Annotated in this window: 13 protein-coding genes; 11 read left to right on the top strand and 2 right to left on the bottom strand. The window is 48.1% G+C overall.

Annotated features, from left to right (window positions below):
* The first annotated feature begins 136 nt into the window (after positions 1–136).
* The 9 genes from recQ to DWX62_RS18275 all read left to right on the top strand — a co-directional run bounded on the left by recQ (position 137) and on the right by DWX62_RS18275 (position 13,155).
* A complete protein-coding gene (recQ, locus tag DWX62_RS18315; protein ID WP_022401812.1) occupies positions 137–2,320 on the top strand; it encodes a DNA helicase RecQ in 2,184 nt (727 codons plus the stop codon).
* 102 nt (positions 2,321–2,422) lie between these two features.
* Positions 2,423–3,898, top strand: a complete 1,476-nt coding sequence (gene guaB, locus DWX62_RS18310) for an IMP dehydrogenase (protein ID WP_022401782.1) — start codon at positions 2,423–2,425, stop codon at positions 3,896–3,898.
* A gap of 89 nt (positions 3,899–3,987) precedes the next feature.
* Positions 3,988–5,550, top strand: coding sequence for a peptidyl-prolyl cis-trans isomerase (locus DWX62_RS18305; RefSeq protein ID WP_022401783.1), 1,563 nt, complete (start codon positions 3,988–3,990; stop codon positions 5,548–5,550).
* 57 nt (positions 5,551–5,607) lie between these two features.
* On the top strand, positions 5,608–6,456 hold the full coding sequence (locus DWX62_RS18300; RefSeq protein WP_005829565.1) for a peptidylprolyl isomerase: 849 nt from the start codon (positions 5,608–5,610) through the stop codon (positions 6,454–6,456).
* Between the two features lie 10 nt (positions 6,457–6,466).
* Positions 6,467–7,834 (top strand): peptidylprolyl isomerase, encoded by a 1,368-nt coding sequence (locus tag DWX62_RS18295; protein ID WP_005829568.1) that lies wholly within the window; start codon positions 6,467–6,469, stop codon positions 7,832–7,834.
* Positions 7,835–7,859: 25 nt separating this feature from the next.
* Complete coding sequence (locus tag DWX62_RS18290; RefSeq protein ID WP_120173064.1) at positions 7,860–9,581, top strand: OstA-like protein; 1,722 nt, start codon at positions 7,860–7,862, stop codon at positions 9,579–9,581.
* A 4-nt stretch (positions 9,582–9,585) separates the two neighbouring features.
* Positions 9,586–9,876 carry a hypothetical protein gene (locus tag DWX62_RS18285; protein ID WP_005829571.1) on the top strand — a complete coding sequence of 97 codons (291 nt, stop codon included), beginning with the start codon at positions 9,586–9,588 and terminating at the stop codon, positions 9,874–9,876.
* A 39-nt stretch (positions 9,877–9,915) separates the two neighbouring features.
* Positions 9,916–11,832 carry a DNA mismatch repair endonuclease MutL gene (gene mutL, locus DWX62_RS18280; protein WP_009037821.1) on the top strand — a complete coding sequence of 639 codons (1,917 nt, stop codon included), beginning with the start codon at positions 9,916–9,918 and terminating at the stop codon, positions 11,830–11,832.
* Positions 11,833–11,961: 129 nt separating this feature from the next.
* The gene (locus DWX62_RS18275; RefSeq protein ID WP_009037822.1) at positions 11,962–13,155 is read left to right on the top strand and encodes an OmpA family protein; all 1,194 of its coding nucleotides are present in this window, start codon (positions 11,962–11,964) and stop codon (positions 13,153–13,155) included.
* A 156-nt stretch (positions 13,156–13,311) separates the two neighbouring features.
* Here the strand turns inward: DWX62_RS18275 and trpS are convergent, their stop codons facing one another.
* Both trpS and DWX62_RS18265 read right to left on the bottom strand, forming a co-directional pair.
* Positions 13,312–14,406, bottom strand: coding sequence for a tryptophan--tRNA ligase (gene trpS / locus DWX62_RS18270; RefSeq protein ID WP_005829577.1), 1,095 nt, complete (start codon positions 14,404–14,406; stop codon positions 13,312–13,314).
* A 74-nt stretch (positions 14,407–14,480) separates the two neighbouring features.
* Positions 14,481–15,125, bottom strand: a complete 645-nt coding sequence (locus tag DWX62_RS18265; RefSeq protein WP_005833449.1) for an HU family DNA-binding protein — start codon at positions 15,123–15,125, stop codon at positions 14,481–14,483.
* Between the two features lie 641 nt (positions 15,126–15,766).
* Between DWX62_RS18265 and carB the strand changes: the two genes are divergently transcribed.
* Positions 15,767–18,994 (top strand): carbamoyl-phosphate synthase (glutamine-hydrolyzing) large subunit, encoded by a 3,228-nt coding sequence (gene carB / locus DWX62_RS18250; protein ID WP_005829587.1) that lies wholly within the window; start codon positions 15,767–15,769, stop codon positions 18,992–18,994.
* A 128-nt stretch (positions 18,995–19,122) separates the two neighbouring features.
* Positions 19,123–19,683 (top strand): sugar O-acetyltransferase, encoded by a 561-nt coding sequence (locus DWX62_RS18245; protein ID WP_120173062.1) that lies wholly within the window; start codon positions 19,123–19,125, stop codon positions 19,681–19,683.
* Positions 19,684–19,813: the final 130 nt, after the last annotated feature.

The raw sequence follows: 19,813 nt of genomic DNA, 5'->3' as shown, positions 1-19,813 counted from the left end.
CTTTTTATTGAAAAATATTCGATGGATTATGCTTGAAATTTAAGAAGTTGTTTATAACTTTGTTAGGGTTCTTTGTGAAAACAAGGCGGAGTACCACTATTAAAAGTTAACTCAATAAACAACAACCTAATGAATCATGGCAGGGAAGAAGATTAATTTGACAGACCAGCTGAAGAAATACTTCGGGTTCGACACATTTAAAGGAAATCAGGAAGCAATCATAGAGAATCTGTTGACAGGTAATGATACATTCGTGTTGATGCCTACCGGTGGAGGAAAGTCTTTATGCTATCAGTTGCCTTCTTTATTGATGGAAGGCACGGGTATCGTGATTTCTCCTCTGATTGCCTTGATGAAGAATCAGGTCGATGCGATGCGTAACTTCAGCGAAGAGGATGGGATAGCCCACTTCATCAATTCTTCCCTAAACAAGAGCGCGATAGACCAGGTCCGGTCCGACATACTCAGTGGTAAGACAAAGCTGTTGTATGTAGCTCCGGAATCACTGACGAAGGAAGAGAATGTGGAGTTTCTGAAAACGGTGAAGATTTCGTTCTATGCCGTGGACGAAGCCCATTGTATTTCTGAATGGGGTCATGACTTCCGTCCTGAGTATCGCCGCATCCGTCCCATTATCAATGAAATAGGAAAAGCCCCTCTGATAGCGTTGACTGCGACGGCTACACCGAAAGTGCAGCATGACATCCAGAAGAATCTGGGTATGGTGGATGCGCAGGTGTTCAAGTCATCGTTCAACCGCCCGAATCTCTATTATGAGGTACGCCCCAAGACTGCAAATGTAGACCGGGACATCATCAAGTTCATTAAGAACAATCCCGAAAAGTCAGGCATTATCTATTGCCTGAGCCGGAAGAAAGTGGAGGAACTTGCTGAAATCCTGCAGGCAAACGGAATCAATGCCCGTGCCTATCATGCCGGAATGGATTCGGCTACACGAACACAGAACCAGGATGATTTCCTGATGGAAAAGATTGATGTGATTGTAGCTACCATTGCTTTTGGTATGGGGATTGACAAACCGGATGTGCGCTATGTCATCCATTACGATATACCCAAAAGTCTGGAAGGATATTACCAGGAGACCGGACGTGCCGGAAGAGATGGAGGAGAAGGGCAGTGTATTACTTTCTATACCAATAAAGACTTGCAGAAGCTCGAGAAGTTTATGCAAGGCAAACCTGTAGCAGAGCAGGAAATTGGCAAGCAGCTTCTGCTGGAGACTGCTGCGTATGCCGAATCTTCCGTATGCCGCCGAAAAGCATTGCTTCATTACTTCGGCGAAGAATATATAGAAGAAAATTGTGGTAATTGTGACAATTGTTTAAATCCGAAAAAACAAGTGGAAGCTCAAGAATTATTGTGTACCGTGATTGAAGCTATTCTCGCGGTGAAAGAAAATTTTAAAGCGGACTATATTATAGACATAATACAAGGTAAGGAAACTTCAGAAGTGCAGGCGCATCTGCATGAAGATCTCGAAGTGTTCGGCTCTGGTATGGGCGAAGAAGACAAAACGTGGAATGCTGTGATCCGTCAGGCACTTATTGCCGGTTACCTGAGTAAGGATGTCGAAAACTATGGCTTGCTGAAAGTGACAGATGACGGTAAGAAGTTCCTTAAACATCCCAAATCATTCAAAATAGTGGAAGACAATGACTTTGAGGATGTGGAAGAGGAAGCACCTGCACGTGGAGGCGGTGCGTGTGCGGTAGACCCGGCATTGTACTCCATGTTGAAGGACTTACGAAAGAAGTTGTCCAAGAAGTTGGAAGTGCCTCCTTATGTCATTTTCCAAGACCCGTCTTTGGAAGCGATGGCGACCATATATCCGGTGACTTTGGACGAGTTGCAGAACATACCGGGTGTAGGAGCCGGAAAGGCAAAACGCTACGGCGAGGAATTCTGTAAACTCATTAAGCGGCACTGTGAGGAGAATGAGATTGAACGTCCCGAGGACTTGCGTGTGCGTACTGTGGCCAATAAGTCAAAAATGAAGGTGGCCATCATTCAGGCCATTGACCGTAAGGTGGCATTGGATGACATTGCCATGTCAAAGGGCATTGAGTTTGAAGAGCTGCTGGATGAGATAGAAGCTATCGTCTACTCCGGAACGAAATTGAATATCGACTATTTCTTGGAGGATATTATGGATGAAGACCACTTGCTGGATATCTATGATTATTTCAAGGAATCTACCACTGATAAGATTGACGATGCTCTGGATGAGTTGGGTGATGACTTTACGGAAGAAGAGGTACGTTTGGTACGCATCAAGTTTATTTCAGAGATGGCAAACTGATTGGTTTTAGTTGATAAAAAAGAAAAAAATGTTGCGTGCAAGTATACGGAATGGAATAAAAACCGTATATTTGCACGCAATAAATTTTAAACGCATAGCCCTATGTCATTTATTGCTGATAAGATTGTAATGGATGGATTAACTTATGACGACGTACTGTTAATCCCCGCTTATTCTGAAGTCTTGCCCAAAACAGTCGAACTCTCGACTAAGTTTTCACGAAACATTGAGTTAAAAATCCCGTTTGTAACTGCTGCCATGGATACGGTTACCGAAGCGAAGATGGCTATTGCCATTGCCCGCGAAGGTGGTATCGGAGTTATTCATAAGAATATGTCCATTGAGGAGCAGGCACGTCAGGTAGCTATTGTGAAGCGTGCCGAAAACGGTATGATTTATGACCCGGTGACTATCAAGAGAGGTTCTACGGTAGCTGATGCGCTGGCTTTGATGGCTGAATACAAGATTGGTGGTATTCCGGTGGTAGATGATGAAAGATATTTGGTAGGCATTGTTACCAATCGTGACCTTCGTTTTGAGAAAGATATGAATAAGCGTATCGATGAGGTAATGACTAAGGAGAACATCATTACTACCAATCCTACGACGGATATGGAGGCTGTTTCTCAAATTCTGCAAGAACATAGAATCGAGAAGTTGCCGGTAGTAGATAAAGACAACAAATTGGTAGGTCTGATTACCTATAAGGATATTACCAAGGCAAAGGATAAACCTATGGCGTGCAAGGATAGCAAAGGTCGTCTGCGCGTTGCTGCCGGAGTGGGAGTGACGAATGACACTTTGGAGCGCATGCGGGCTTTGGTGGATGCAGGGGCGGATGCCATTGTCATTGATACGGCTCACGGACATTCCAAGGGGGTTATTGAAAAATTGAAAGAAGCCAAGGCTAACTTCCCTCATATTGATATTGTTGTTGGTAATATTGCTACTGGTGAAGCTGCGAAGGCATTGGTCGAGGCTGGTGCTGATGGAGTAAAGGTGGGCATCGGTCCGGGTTCCATCTGCACTACCCGTGTAGTTGCCGGTGTGGGTGTTCCTCAGTTGTCTGCGGTTTATGATGTGGCAAAGGCACTGAAGGGCACGGGTATTCCTTTGATTGCCGATGGCGGTTTGCGTTACTCGGGCGACGTAGTGAAGGCGTTGGCTGCCGGTGGTTACAGCGTGATGATCGGTTCGCTGGTTGCCGGAACGGAAGAGTCTCCGGGCGATACGATTATTTTCAACGGTCGTAAGTTCAAGTCCTATCGGGGTATGGGGTCGCTGGAAGCTATGGAAAATGGTTCCAAGGACCGCTACTTCCAAAGCGGTACCAATGACGTGAAGAAATTGGTTCCGGAGGGCATTGCTGCCCGCGTTCCTTATAAAGGTACTTTGTATGAAGTGATTTATCAGTTGGTTGGCGGTCTGCGTGCCGGTATGGGCTATTGCGGTGCAGCCAATATAGAGAAACTGCACGATGCCAAGTTTACCCGCATTACTAATGCAGGTGTACTGGAAAGTCATCCGCACGATGTGTCTATAACCAGTGAGGCACCGAACTATAGCCGTCCTGAGTAAGATAATAACAAAATAATAGTGAATGCCCGGAGAGAGATTGCCGCTTTCCGGGCATTTTGTTTATATTTGCAGCCGTATAAAAAGAACGGATGGTGCTTATGGTTAGATTGTTTTGGGTGTTTTTCTTCCTCGGGTTCGGATTGGCTGTTTCGGCCCAGGACGATCCGGTACTGATGCGTATCAATGGAAAGGAGGTCCTCCGTTCTGAATTCGAACGTAGCTATAATAAGGGCGGTACCTCTGTCGGTGCAGGCCGGAAGGCATTGGATGCATATGTGAATAAGTTTATAGACTTCAGGCTGAAAATAGAGGCTGCCGAAGTTGTGGGATTGGATACTTCCCGTGTCTTCCAGAAGGAGCAGGATGAGTATCGCCGCTGTCTGATTAAATCATACTTGACAGATGAGGAGACGGCAGAGCAGGAGGCACGGCAGTATTATGACAAGATGAAATCCGGCCGGCGTGCGGGCCGGGTATATGTGAAGCATATTTTTAAATATCTCCCCCAGAATATTTCCGGTCATACCTTGCGTGAGATGGAGTCCAGGATGGATTCTATCTACAGGGCTCTTGCAAAGGAAGGGGGAGCTGTGCCGTCTTTCGATGCTTGCGTCGAGCAATTTTCCGATGAGAAGAAAGCGTTTTGGGTGGGTTGGCTGCAGATGCCGGTGGAGTTTGAGGATATTGTATTCGGGTTGAATGCCGGAGAGATTTCCCGTCCGTTCCTCACTCCTCAAGGCATTCATATCGTGAAAGTACTCGAACAGCAGGAAATCCTTCCTTTTGAGAGGATGAAGGACAAGATAATCCGTTGTCAAACCCGTCGTCATGGAATGGATAAAGGAACGCGGGCTTTTGTGGATAAACTGAAGAAAGAATATCACTATATGCCGGATAAAGCCGGTATCGACGAACTGCTGGCCAAAGGAAGCACTTCCCGTGTATTGTTTACACTGGATGGCAAGGCATACGGTGGAAAAGAGTTTGCCGGATTTGCCGCTGTTTATCCGGCAGGGACGCGCAGACAGTTGGAGGCTTTTACAGTAAAAACGATTCTGGACTATGAAAACTCCCGTCTGGAATTGAAGCATCCCGAATTCTGTGCGTTGGTGCAGGGGTATCGTGACAGCATGTTGCTTGCCGAAATCACTGACCGTGAAGTGGGAAAGAGGAGTGTGGTGGATGAAGCGGGATTGAAAGCATATTTTGAGGCGCACCGTTCGGACTTCCATTGGGACGAACCGCGTTATAAGGGTATTGTGCTGCATTGTACTACCAAGCGGGTGGCGAAGCAAGTACGGAAATTTCTGAAACAGATTCCGGAAGAGGAGTGGATGGATGCCATCCGTCTCACTTTCAATGCCGGCGATACTCCCAAGGTGCGGGCAGAGCAAGGATTATTTGCTCCCGGTGATAATGCATATGTGGATGAATTGGTGTTCAAAGGGAAGAATGCAACCCCGGTTTTGTCATTTCCCTTTACTGCTGTACAAGGTCGTAAGCAGAAGGGACCAGATAGTTGGCAAGAGGTGCGAGAGCCGCTCGTAACCGCTTATCGGAACTATTTGGAAACGCATTGGGTGGCAAAGTTGCGTGCTGCCGGTAAGGTTGAAATTGACCAAGAGGTTTTAAAAACCGTTAATAATCACTGATGCAACCGATTAAAACACTATCTTCGTACCTCAAAACGAAGTAAATATCAGTTGGTGATGCGAACAACCTGCTTTGGGCTTTTAATTTTCCTTCTCTGTGCGGCGTGCAGCGAGCAGCACGACCATAAAGGGTGGACACCGTTAGTGGAGTTGGACGGCAATTTCCTTTACCGGGAAGATTTGCAATCGGTACTTCCTGCCGGTTTGTCCAAAGACGACAGTCTGTTGTTTGCAGAACATTATATCCGTAATTGGGTGGAAGATATTTTGCTGTACGATAAAGCGCAGAGCAATATTCCCAATAACGGTGAGATTGATAAACTTGTGGAGAATTATCGCAAAGCATTGATAATGCATACCTATCAGCAGGCTTTAATACATCAGCGGCTATCAGAGGAGATTTCAGAACAAGACTTGACGGAGTATTACGAGAAGAACCAGGCGCTCTTCAAGGTGGAACGTCCGTTGATGAAAGGCTTGTTCATCAAAGTTCCTTTGACAGCCCCGCAGCTGGGCAATGTTCGTCGCTGGTACAAGACGGAAACCCGTGAGGCGGTGGAACATCTGGAAAAGTACAGTCTGCAGAATGCTGTGAAGTATGAGTATTTTTATGATAAATGGGTGCCGGTATCGGAAGTGCTGGATATGCTGCCCTTGAAGGTTCCTAATGTGGACGAGTATCTGGACAAGAATCGCCATGTAGAGCTGAAGGATACGGCTTTCCATTATTTCCTGAATGTGAGCGATTATCGCCCGGTGGGAGAGCAGGAACCCTATGAGTTTGCCCGTAGGCAAGTGAAGGATATGCTGCTGAACGTGAAGCAGGTGGAATTCATGAAGCAAGTGAAGGATGATTTGTACCAACGGGCGGTGAAAAGAGACAAGATTAAATATTATTTAGAATAAGACACCAAGAATGAAACAGTGTATGAACTTTAAGTTTGTAATTTTATTTGCCTTGACGCTATTAGTCGGTTCTACCGTTTATGGACAAGACAACGTAATTGACGAGGTAGTGTGGGTAGTAGGTGACGAGGCTATACTGAAGTCCGAAGTGGAAGAAGCACGCATGAGTGCATTGTATGAAGGACGCAAATTTGACCGTGACCCTTATTGCGTGATACCGGAGGAGATAGCCGTGCAGAAGCTGTATCTTCACCAGGCTGCCCTCGACAGTATCGAAGTATCCGAGAGTGAGGTTATCCAGCGTGTGGACTATATGACGAACATGTATATCGCCAACATCGGTTCGCGTGAGAAAATGGAGGAATACTTCAATAAGACTTCCAGCCAGATTCGTGAAACGCTGCGCGAGAATGCCCGTGAAGGATTGAAAGTTCAGAAGATGCAGCAGAAACTGGTGGGTGAGATTAAGATAACTCCGGCTGAGGTGCGCCGTTACTTCAAGGATTTGCCGCAGGACAGCATTCCTTATATCCCTACCCAGGTGGAGGTGCAGATTATCACTCAGCAGCCCAAGGTTCCTTTGGAGGAAATAGAAGATGTAAAGAGGCGTCTGCGTGAGTATACCGACCGTGTCAATAAGGGCGAAAGCTTTTCCATGTTGGCTCGTCTGTACTCCGAGGACCGTGGCTCGGCCATGCGTGGCGGTGAAATAGAGTTTTCGGGACGCGGTATGCTGGACCCCGCTTATGCCAATGTAGCTTTCAACTTGCAAGACCCCAGCAAGGTTTCCAAGATTGTAGAGTCTGAATATGGTTTCCATATCATTCAGTTGATAGAGAAGCGCGGTGACCGTATTAAAACACGCCACATTCTGTTGAAACCGCATATTCCGGAAGAAGCTCTGGCTGCCGGTTGTGCCCGTTTGGATTCTATTGCCGATGATATCCGCAATAACAAGTTCTCTTTTGAAGAGGCTGCCTCAGTGCTTTCGCAGGATAAGGATACGCGTAACAATCATGGTTTGTTGCCGAATCCCAATACGAACACTTCCCGTTTTGAGATGCAGGAACTTCCCCCTGAAATAGCCAAGGTGGTGGATAAGATGAAAGTGGGCGAAATCTCCGAAGCCTTCACCATGATTCCGCAAAAGACCGGAAAAGAAGAGTGTGTGATTGTGAAACTGAAGAGCCGTACGACGGGACACAAGGCTACCATTGCCGATGACTATCAGAACTTGAAAGAGATTGTGTTGGAGAAACGCCGCGACGAAGTGCTGGACAAGTGGATTCGTGAGAAGCAGAAGCACACGTATGTCCGTATCAAGGATAATTGGAAGAATAACTGTACGTTCAAGTATCCGGGCTGGATCAAAGAATAATCCGGAAGGATTTACATGGATTTGTATGCAAAAGAAGAATACAAAAAATCATTTCCTGAACAAGCATAGATACCTCCTGGTAGGCATTCTATGCTTGTTTGGCATCTGTCTGCTGAGTGCGCAGGACAAAAAGAAGAGTACTGGTGCACCGGAGAAGAGGAAAGTGGACTCGATTGAACAGAAAAAGACGGAGACGTCGGAAAAGAAGAAGACGCGCGTCGATTTGTTGTACGCAGATGAGGCGCAGGCGGACAAACAGTTGCGTCCTGATGTGCAGGTACTCATCGGTTCGGTGAGGATGAAGCATGACAGTATGTACATGTTCTGTGATAGTGCGCTGATATTCGAAAAGATAAATTCTGTGGAGGCATTCGGCAATGTGCGTATGGAGCAGGGCGACACCTTGTTTATCTATGGAGACTATCTGTATTATGACGGCATGTCGCAGCTGGCCATGCTGCGTGAGAATGTACGTATGATAAATCGTAATACGGTGCTGACAACCGACAGTTTGAACTATGACCGTCTGTACGATTTGGGTTATTACTTCGAAGGCGGTACGCTGACCGACGAGGATAATGTGCTGACTTCCGAGTGGGGAGAATATAGCCCTGCCACCAAGTTGGCTGTCTTCAATCACGACGTGAAGCTGGTCAATCCGAAGTTTGTCTTGACTTCGGATACCTTGAAGTATAGTACAGCTACCAAGATTGCTACTATTTTAGGCCCCTCCGACATTGTGAGTGATCAAAATCATATTTATTCCGAACGTGGCGTGTACAATACGACTACTGAGCAGGCAGAACTGCTCGACCGTTCCGTACTGACCAACGACGGCAAGAAATTGACCGGTGACAGCCTTTTCTACGACCGCATCTTGGGATACGGTGAGGCTTTTGACAATGTACAGATGAATGATACGGTCAACCGGAACATGTTGACTGGCGACTATTGTTTCTACAACGAACTGACCGGAAGCGCCGTTGCCACCAAACGTGCCGTAGCTATCGACTATTCGCAGGGCGACAGTCTGTTTATGCATGGTGATACTTTGCGGCTGATTACCTACCATATGAATACCGATTCCATGTACCGGGAGATGCGTGCCTATCATAAGGTGCGTGCTTATCGCACGGATGTGCAGGCCGTATGCGATTCGTTGGTGTATAATTCCAAGGACTCTTGCATGACGATGTACACCGACCCTATCTTGTGGCACGGGGAACAACAGTTGTTGGGCGAGAAAATTAAAATTTACATGAACGATAGTACCATCGACTGGGCACATATCATCAATCAGGCCCTGACGGTAGAGAAAAAGGACAGTATTCACTATAACCAAGTTTCCGGTAAGGAGATGAAAGCTTTCTTCATAGATGGAGACATGCGTCTGGTGGAGGTAAACGGCAATGTACTGGTGGTGTATTATCCGGTAGAGGAGAAGGACAGTTCGCTGATTATGATGAACTATTCGGAAGGTGGACTTTTGAAAATGTACTTGAAGGAGAGAAGAATGGAGCGCGGAGTCTTTGTTGGAAAGACTACCGGTACAGCCTATCCTTTGGACCAGATTCCACCAGATAAGAGCAGGCTGCCTTCTTTTGTTTGGTTCGACTACATCCGTCCGCTCAACAAGGAGGATATCTTCGAGTGGAGGGCTAAAAAAGCAGGTGAAGTATTGAAGAAAAGTGACCGGAAACCTGTAACTTCGCCAAGGAATATGCATATTAAACGAAATAATAAGTAGCGTCATGGGAATGTTTGCAATGCGGAAGCCTCGTGGCTTCAATCATAGCTATATCTATGTGGATGAGCGGAAAGAGAAGTTGGCGAAGATGGAAGAAAACGCCAAGCGTGACCTGGGTATGCTGCCGGAAAAGGAATTCTCGCCCGAGGATATACGGGGCAAATTCATAGAAGGAACAACTCACTTGAAGCGGCGCAAGGAGAGCGGACGTAAGCCGATGCATTTGGGCATAATCCTTGTTGTCATAGCTGTGCTGATTTATCTGTGGTATGCCATCAGTAACGGAATCATTTAATAATGATTAATCATTAATCCCTAATCATTAAACATTATCATGAGCGATATCATTCATTTGCTGCCCGATTCGGTTGCCAATCAGATTGCTGCCGGAGAGGTGATTCAGCGTCCGGCATCTGTTGTGAAGGAATTGGTGGAAAATGCAATTGATGCCGAAGCAGAGGAAATACATGTGCTGATTACCGATGCGGGCAAGACCTGCATCCAGGTGATTGATGACGGAAAGGGGATGTCCGAAACGGATGCGCGTCTTTCTTTTGAACGCCATGCAACTTCAAAGATACGCGAAGCTGCCGATTTGTTTGCCCTACGCACCATGGGCTTCCGTGGAGAAGCGTTGGCTTCCATTGCTGCGGTAGCTGAAGTGGAGTTGAAAACACGCCCAGCCAGCGAGGAACTGGGGACGCGACTGTTGATTGCCGGCTCTAAAGTCGAGGGCCAGGAAGCCGTTTCCTGCCCTAAGGGAAGCAATTTTTCCATCAAGAACCTATTCTTCAATATTCCTGCCCGGCGTAAATTCCTGAAAGCCAACTCTACGGAGTTGAGCAACATCCTTACGGAATTCGAGCGTATAGCGTTGGTGCATCCTGAGGTAGCCTTCTATCTGTATAGTAATGATACGGAATTGTTCAATCTTCCGGTAATGCCTTTGCGGCAACGCATCATGGCAGTCTTCGGAAAGAAGCTGAATCAGCAGTTGCTGTCCGTAGACGTCAATACGACGATGATAAAGATTTCCGGTTTTGTAGCCAAGCCGGAAACGTCCCGCAAGAAAGGAGCGCACCAATACTTTTTTGTGAACGGGCGCTATATGCGTCACCCCTATTTCCACAAAGCGGTGATGGATGCTTATGAACAGCTGATTCCTGCCGGTGAGCAAATCTCCTACTTTATTTATTTCGAGGTAGACCCTGCCAATATCGATGTGAACATCCATCCGACGAAGACGGAGATTAAGTTCGAGAATGAGCAGGCTATCTGGCAGATTCTGTCGGCTGCGGTCAAGGAATCCTTGGGCAAGTTTAGCGCTATACCTACTATTGATTTTGACACCGAGGATATGCCGGATATTCCTGCATTCGAGCAGGCTCGTCCGATAGAGCCTCCGAAGGTACACTATAACACGGATTTCAATCCCTTCAAGACGTCTTCCGCTTCTTCCTATGGAGGCGGTGGCAATTATTCGCGCCCCAAAGTGGAGTGGGAGGGGCTTTATTCCGGTTTGGAAAAAGCCAGCAGGATGAACGAGCCGATGGAGGAAGAGCCTTTTGTAGAGGATACGGTTACCGGTACGGCTCCAAGAGAGGAGGAGAGGGTTCCTTATTTCCAGGAAACGGTTCCTTCCGGGGTAAGCGCCTCTTTCTATGGCAATGAGGCAACGGTAGAGAAAGGAGCGCAACACTTCCAGTTCAAGGGGCGTTTTATTCTGACTTCCGTTAAATCGGGTCTGATGCTGATAGACCAGCACCGGGCGCATGTCCGGGTATTGTTCGACCGCTATATGAGTCAGATTCGACAGAAACAAGGCGTATCCCAGGGGGTATTGTTTCCGGAGATTATCCAGTTGCCGGCTTCGGAAGCTGCCGTACTGGAAAGTATATTGGAAGATTTGTCGGCAGTAGGCTTCGATTTGAGCCCGCTGGGTGGCGGCAGCTATGCCATCAACGGCATACCTTCGGGCATAGAGGGGTTGAACCCGGTAGAATTGGTCCGGAATATGGTACATACTGCTATGGAAAAAGGGAATGACGTTAAGGAAGAGGTGCAGACAATTCTTGCATCGACCTTGGCACGTGCTGCGGCCATCGTCTATGGACAAGTGCTGAGCAACGAGGAAATGTCCAATCTCGTGGACAATCTGTTTGCATGCCCATCCCCGAATTATACTCCGGACGGAAAGACGGTGCTGGCGACCATTAAAGAAGACGACATAGAAAAGCTTTTCTCCAAATAAGGAAGAGTACTTTCTTTTGCATCAAGGCAAAAAAAGTACAAATATTCAGAACCTTTTAGTTCTGTTGGCGTTAATTAGACAGTTTGAATGATAAAGAGTTTAATTAACCACTTAACTATTTTAAGGTATATGAAAAAGATTCTAATGTTACTGGCTTTAGCTGGTGTGTCTTCTGTTGCCATGGCGCAGCAAAAGACTGAAGTTGTGGAAGAATTTGGTGTTATCCAGGTTCAGGATAAATATCAGGTAATCACTAATCCGTTCTGGAGTAATTGGTTTTTCTCTATAGGCGGTGGTGCCGAAGCAACTTTTGGAGATAATGATAAGGCAGGAAGTTTTGGCAAGCGTATCAGTCCGACGCTGAATTTTGCCATCGGCAAATGGTTCACCCCGGGACTGGGAGTACGTCTGCAATATAGCGGCCTTCAGGCAAGAGGATATACGTATGATGCAGGTGCTGACTACGTGAAAGGCACTCAGATGGATGACGGCTACTACAAACAGCGTTTCGACTATATGAATCTGCACGGAGATGTGATGTTCAATCTGAATGCGCTGTTTGGAGGATACAACCAGCACCGTGTGTATGAAATCATTCCTTATGTAGGTGCTGGCTTCACTCACAACTACACAAAGCCTCACCGCGAAGCTCTGTCTGTAAACGCGGGTATCATCAATCGCTTCCGTATTTCCAATGCGATAGATATTAACCTGGAGCTGAGCGCAATGGGCGTTGAAGATAAGTTCGATGGCGAAGTTGGCGGCGATCATGGATATGATGGCGTGCTGAGTGCAACGGTAGGGTTGACATACCGTTTCCCCGCCCGTGGATTCCGTCGCCCGATGCCTCAGTTGATTTCTCAGGTAGAGCTGGCTGCCATGCAGGCACAGCTTGCAGAGATGGGAGCTGCCAACCAGCAGCTGCAGAATGCATTGGTGGCTGCACAGAACCAGCCGGTGGCCGAAGTTACGGAAACCGAAGTGATTGTTCCCGATCCGGATATAGCACCGCGTACCGTATTCTTCAATATCGGTTCTGCCGAAGTCTCTCCACGTGAAGCAATGAACTTGTCTTATCTGGCAGACCAGATGAAACAGTTCCCGAACGCCACTTACACTGTAAACGGATATGCAGACTCTGCAACCGGTACGCCGGCATTCAACAAAGAGTTGAGTTTGAAGCGTGCACAAGCCGTGGTCGATGTATTGGTAAAACAATACGGAATTCCTGCTGACCGCCTGAAGGTGGATGCCGGTGGTGGTGTCGATAAGTTCGGACAGCCGATTCTGAACCGTGTGGTATTGGTGAAATCTGCCAATTAGAAAGCTACGAGCTACAAGCTACAAGGAGTTACGAGTTATAGAAATGAGAAGGGGCATGCGTTATTATGACGCATGCCCCTCATTTTTTGTAACCAGTAACTTGTAACAGGTAGCTCCTTGTAACTCGTAACTTCTGTAACTCGTATCTCCTATCCCTTATTCTCCGCCGAATTTCTTTACTTGCTCTGCAATCAGTTCCGCATCATCAAAGTAGTTTATCTTCATAGCCTTGCGTACATCGTCCAAGGTTGCGGCAGCGGTTTCCCTGGCAGTTTCGCAACCTTTCTTCAGCATGTCGTAGATGGCGGGGATGTCTTTTTCAAACTCCTTGCGGCGGTTGCGGATAGGCTCCAGTGTCTCCTGCATAATTTCGTTGAGGAACTTCTTCACTTTCATGTCGCCCAGACCGCCACGTTGGTAGTGGGCTTTCAGTTCGTCCAGATTCGGATATTCGGGCAGATAAAGGCCGAAGTGTTCCGGACGGCAAAAGGCATCCAGGTAAGTGAATACGGTGTTGCCTTCCAATTTTCCGGGGTCTTGCACACGCAGGTGGTCGGGGTCGGTATACATGCTCTTCACCTTCTTCTGCACCTCGTCGGCAGAGTCCGAAAGATAGATACAGTTGCCGAGGCTCTTGCTCATCTTGGCTTTGCCGTCCGTTCCCGGCAGGCGCAGGCAGGCTGCATTGTCGGGCAACAGGATTTCCGGTTCCACGAGGGTTTCACCATATATATAGTTGAAACGGCGTACGATTTCACGAGCTTGTTCAATCATCGGCTCCTGGTCTTCGCCCACGGGCACGGTAGTGGCGCGGAAGGCGGTAATGTCCGCTGCCTGGCTGATGGGGTAGGTGAAGAAACCTACGGGGATGCTTGTCTCGAAATTACGCATCTGGATTTCGGTCTTTACCGTCGGGTTGCGTTGCAGGCGGCTCACGGTCACCAGGTCCATATAGTAGAAGGTCAGTTCGCAGAGTTCCGGTATCTGGGATTGGATGAAGATGGTACTCTTCGTCGGGTCCAGTCCGCAAGCCAGGTAGTCCAGTGCCACCTCGATGACGTTCTGGCGCACCTTTTCCGGATTCTCCATATTGTCCGTCAGCGCTTGTGCGTCGGCGATGAAGATGAAAATCTTGTCGTACAAGCCGGAGTTTTGCAGTTCCACTCTTCTTCTCAATGAGCCTACATAGTGTCCTATGTGCAGGCGTCCTGTGGGGCGGTCGCCCGTAAGGATGATTTTTTCTTTTGCCATATTATGTATTTTTTAGTTTCTTCATTGTATAAAAGCCATTAAGACCGGCAAAGATACCTATAATTATCGAAACCTCAAGGGATGACGCTTTCTTTCCTTTTCACGTATACCTTATGGCTTCCGATGCCGCTTGTATCGATTCCGCTGCCGGGAGTATGTGCCCATTTGCGCAGTTCCACGGTGGCGGTGGAGCGGACGAGTCCGGTCAGTTGCCGGTAGATGCTGACAGTAAGGAAGGCATGCTTGTCCAGATACTGATGCGCCAGAGCCAGACGTTGTTCGGGGGTGTATTTCTTCGACGAGCGTGCGGGTTTCCAGGAGGCACGTTCCAGTTCGCACCAATGGTTGGTTTCTCTAATCAAGGCCTTGTCTGTGCGGAAGTTCACGCCACTTACGTAGATGCTCCGCGCGTTTCGCTTCGTGGTGCTTTCTTGGGGCTGTTCGCGTTCCTTGTCGGGGTAGATGGACAGTGCGGGGGTGAATACGCCCAATCCTTCTATCTTCACCGAGCGTCCCATTCCCATTTCGTGGGCCAGGGCTTCGCCCAGCTCGCAGATAATTCCTTCGGTTACGCCTTTCGAGAATCCCGAGGTCATGGCGATGTATTCCGCCAGTTCGCGCGTGCCGGTCTGTCCGGTCATCACCATCTTGGGGTAGGTGATTGGTTCGCCCGTGCCTTGCAAGTCGGGCATTTCTTTCATTTGGTAGCGTGTGGTCATTGTTGCGTTCTCCTTTCTTTTCTTTCCTTCGTTGCAAAGTCCTTTTCCCTGCGGAGCAAAGTTCTTTTGGTGGCGGAGAAATCTTAGAATAAAGCCTTTATTCCAAGGAATAGAAATTTTATTTTTAAGAATAAAGGCTTTGTTTGTAGAAACAGAATCCTTGTTCTATTTTTGTATAGGCACAAAGGTAAGTTTCCGTGGCGAGAAAAGCAAGTTTTGGTGGGGAGAATCTTCATATTTATCCGCAAATGCCTTTACTGAGATATAGTCTTTCTTTTTTATATGGAATCGCATTTTTCGGAAAAAGATTTCGGTTGTGGGCGACGGCCGCTCTTCTATTATGGAGGATGACGTTTCTTTTATGCAAAAAAATATGCCACAATTTGCTCTTTTCGTAAATAAGTCGTTACTTTGCACAAATTTTAAAGAGACTATGCAATCGCAGGAAATGAGAAGCAAATATAACCTCCGTTCGAATGAATTTCATTTGGGAGCCGTCAGTTTCTCTTTTTTCGAGAAAGATATTTTTAGTTCTTTGGTAATGCGTTAATCCTTTATTGGGTGACGCATTTTTTTTGTGAAATAGCTACAACTCGTAGTTCGTAGCTTGTAACTCGTAACTTAATAGACAACAAGAGAATATGGAAAAGAATTTAAAGAAAGTGCTTGTCTTGGGTTCTGGTGCGCTCAAGATTGGTCAGGCCGGAGAGTTTGACTATTCCGGTTCGCAGGCGCTGAAGGCGTTGCGCGAAGAAGGTATCGGTTCTGTTTTGGTAAACCCGAACATTGCTACTATCCAGACATCGGAAGGTATCGCCGATCAAGTTTATTTCTTGCCGGTAACTCCTTATTTCGTGGAAGAAATCATCAAGAAAGAACGTCCCGACGGCATTTTGCTGGCATTCGGCGGACAGACGGCGCTGAACTGCGGTACGGAACTCTATCAGAACGGAATTCTTCAGAAATATGGCGTGCGCGTGCTGGGTACTTCCGTTGAGGCGATTATGTACACCGAAGACCGTGACCTCTTTGTGAAGAAGCTGGACGAGATTCCGATGAAGACTCCGAAGAGCCACGCTGTGGAGAGCATGGAGGACGCACTGAAGGCAGCCCGCGAGATTGGCTACCCCGTGATGGTGCGCTCGGCTTATGCTCTGGGTGGACTGGGAAGCGGTATTTGTCCGGACGAGGAAGCTTTCATTAAATTGGCCGAAAGCTCTTTCACTTTCTCCAAGCAGATTCTGGTAGAAGAGTCTCTGAAGGGTTGGAAGGAAATTGAATTCGAGGTAATCCGCGATGCCAACGACCACTGCTTCACGGTGGCAAGCATGGAAAACTTCGACCCGCTGGGCATTCATACGGGTGAGTCCATCGTAGTGGCTCCCACTTGCTCATTGACCGACGAGCAGGTGAAAATGTTGCAGGAGCTCTCCACCAAATGTATCCGCCACCTGGGCATCGTGGGCGAATGTAACATCCAGTATGCGTTCAACGCCGAGACAAACGACTATCGTGTCATCGAGGTGAACGCCCGTCTGTCCCGTTCTTCCGCATTGGCTTCCAAGGCTACCGGTTATCCGCTGGCATTCGTGGCTGCCAAGATTGCGTTGGGCTATACGCTCGACCAAATCGGCGAGATGGGAACTCCCAATTCTGCATATGCTGCTCCGCAACTTGATTACCTGATTTGCAAGATTCCGCGTTGGGACTTGACGAAGTTCGTAGGTGTCAGCCGCGAAATTGGCTCCAGCATGAAGTCGGTAGGCGAAATCATGTCTATCGGACGTTCCTTTGAAGAAATTATCCAGAAGGGCTTGCGTATGATTGGTCAGGGAATGCACGGATTCGTGGGCAATGAGGGAGTGGAGTTCGATGACTTGGATTACGAACTGTCACATCCCACCGACCTGCGCGTCTTTGCCATTGCCGAGGCTCTGGAAAAGGGATATGCCATCGACCGCATCTTTGAGCTGACCAAGATTGACCCCTGGTTCTTGGGCAAGCTGAAGAACATCGTAGACTACAAGCAGAAACTTTCCCAATATAATAAGGTGGAAGACATCCCCGCCGACGTGCTGCGCGAAGCCAAAGTGCTTGGCTTCTCCGACTTCCAGATTGCCCGCTTCGTGCTGAATCCGCAAGGCAATATGGAGAAGGAAAACCTTACCGTACGCGCCCGTCGTAAGGAGCTGGGCATCCTGCCCGCCGTGAAGCGCATCAATACGGTGGCTTCCGAACATCCGGAACTGACGAACTACCTCTACATGACGTATGCCGTTCAGGGTTATGATGTGAACTATTATAAGAATGAAAAATCAGTGGTTGTGCTTGGTTCGGGCGCTTACCGCATCGGTTCGTCTGTAGAGTTCGACTGGTGTTCGGTGAATGCCATCCAGACTGCCCGCAAGCTGGGCTACAAGTCCATCATGATTAACTATAACCCCGAAACCGTTTCTACGGACTACGACATGTGCGACCGTCTCTACTTCGACGAGCTCTCCTTCGAACGTGTGCTCGACGTTATCGACCTGGAGCAGCCGCGCGGTGTCATCGTGTCCGTGGGTGGACAGATTCCTAACAACCTGGCTATGAAGCTTCACCGCCAGTCAGTTCCCGTGTTGGGTACTTCCCCCATCTCCATCGACCGTGCCGAAAACCGTAACAAGTTCTCTGCCATGCTCGACCAGCTGGGCATCGACCAACCGGCTTGGCAGGAACTCACCAGCCTGGAAGATGTGAAAGGCTTTGTAGAGAAGGTGGGCTATCCGGTACTGGTGCGTCCGTCTTACGTGCTCTCCGGTGCTGCGATGAACGTATGCTACGATGAAGAAGAACTGGAAAACTTCTTGAAGATGGCTGCCGAAGTATCTAAGGAATATCCGGTGGTGGTATCCCAGTTCTTGCAGAACACTAAGGAGATTGAGTTCGACGCTGTTGCCCAAAACGGTGAAGTGGTGGAATACGCCATCTCCGAGCACGTAGAGTTTGCCGGTGTACACTCCGGTGACGCTACGCTGGTATTCCCGGCACAGAAGATTTACTTTGCAACGGCACGCCGCATCAAGAAAATCAGCCGCCAGATTGCGAAGGAACTCAATATTTCCGGTCCTTTCAATATTCAGTTCCTGGCACGCAACAACGAGGTGAAGGTTATCGAGTGTAACCTCCGTGCATCGCGCAGCTTCCCGTTCGTATCCAAGGTGCTGAAGCGTAACTTCATCGAGACTGCTACCCGCATCATGCTGGACGCTCCCTATACACAACCGGACAAGTCGGCATTCGACATCGACCGTATTGGTGTGAAGGCAAGCCAGTTCTCCTTCTCCCGTCTGCACAAGGCAGACCCGGTATTGGGTGTGGACATGTCGTCTACGGGCGAGGTAGGCTGTATTGGCGACGACTTCTCCGAAGCATTGCTGAATGCCATGATTGCTACCGGATTCAGAATCCCCCGTCCCGAGAAGGGCGTGATGTTCTCCTCCGGAGCCATGAAGTCCAAGGTGGATTTGCTGGATGCCAGCCGCATGCTCTTTGCCAAAGGCTATAAGATTTATGCTACGGCAGGTACAGCCGCTTTCCTCAACGCCCATGGCGTGACGACGGAAGCCGTTTACTGGCCGGATGAACGCCCGGATGCGGAAAACAACGTGATGACGATGATTGCCGACCATGCCTTCGACCTGATTGTCAACATTCCGAAGAACCATACGAAACGCGAGCTGACCAATGGCTACAAGATTCGTCGCGGTGCCATCGACCACAACATTCCGTTGATTACCAATGCCCGCCTGGCAAGTGCCTTTATCGAGGCATTCTGCGAAATGAAGCTGGAAGATATCCAGATTAAGAGCTGGCAGGAGTACAAATAAATTGTTTGCTCTATAAACGATTGCAGGAGCGGAAAGCCGAAAGGTTTTCCGCTCTTTTGGTATACTGCGTTTATTTCCGTATTTTTGTTCGGGGCTGAGTCTCTGTATGAATCAAAAGAAGAAATAATATGAATGAAGTGGAAAAAATGCGTAGCTCCCAGTTGGCGGATATGTCCGTTCCGGAGATACAGGTGAAGTTCAAGTATGCCAAGCGCTTGCTGGCAAAAATGCGTGTGATGAGTACTTACGATGAGGATTACCGGAGCTTGCTGGAGGAGCTGGTACCGGGCATTCCCGCCACGTCCGTCATCTGTCCACCGTTCCATTGCGACCATGGGGATGGTATCCGGCTGGGTGAACATGTCTTTGTCAATGCCAATTGCACTTTCCTGGACGGGGGATATATCACGATTGGTGCCCATACGTTGGTCGGTCCATGCGTACAGATATACACTCCCCATCATCCGATGGATTATATCGAGCGTCGTACGGAAAAGGAATATGCCTATCCGGTGACGATAGGAGAGGATTGCTGGATTGGCGGCGGTGCCATTTTGTGTCCAGGCGTCACCATCGGCGACCGTTGTATCATCGGTGCGGGTAGTGTGGTGACGAAAGATATTCCATCCGATAGCATAGCCGTTGGTAATCCGGCAAAGGTCATCCGGAAAAATGAGGCAAAAAAGTGAACGTACTAAATGCTTGAGAAACAGAGCGTGTCGCTAAATGACTAAAAAAATATCGAAAAATATTATGCAAAAGTTTTGGTAATGTCAAAATAAGCTGTACCTTTGCATCGCTTTTGAAACGGAAGTGTAC

The organism is Bacteroides sp. AF20-13LB (assembly GCF_003603065.1).
GTDB lineage: Bacteria > Bacteroidota > Bacteroidia > Bacteroidales > Bacteroidaceae > Bacteroides > Bacteroides uniformis.
The sequence above is the reverse complement of the archived record's forward strand: the minus strand, read 5'-3'. Positions and strand labels throughout refer to the sequence as shown.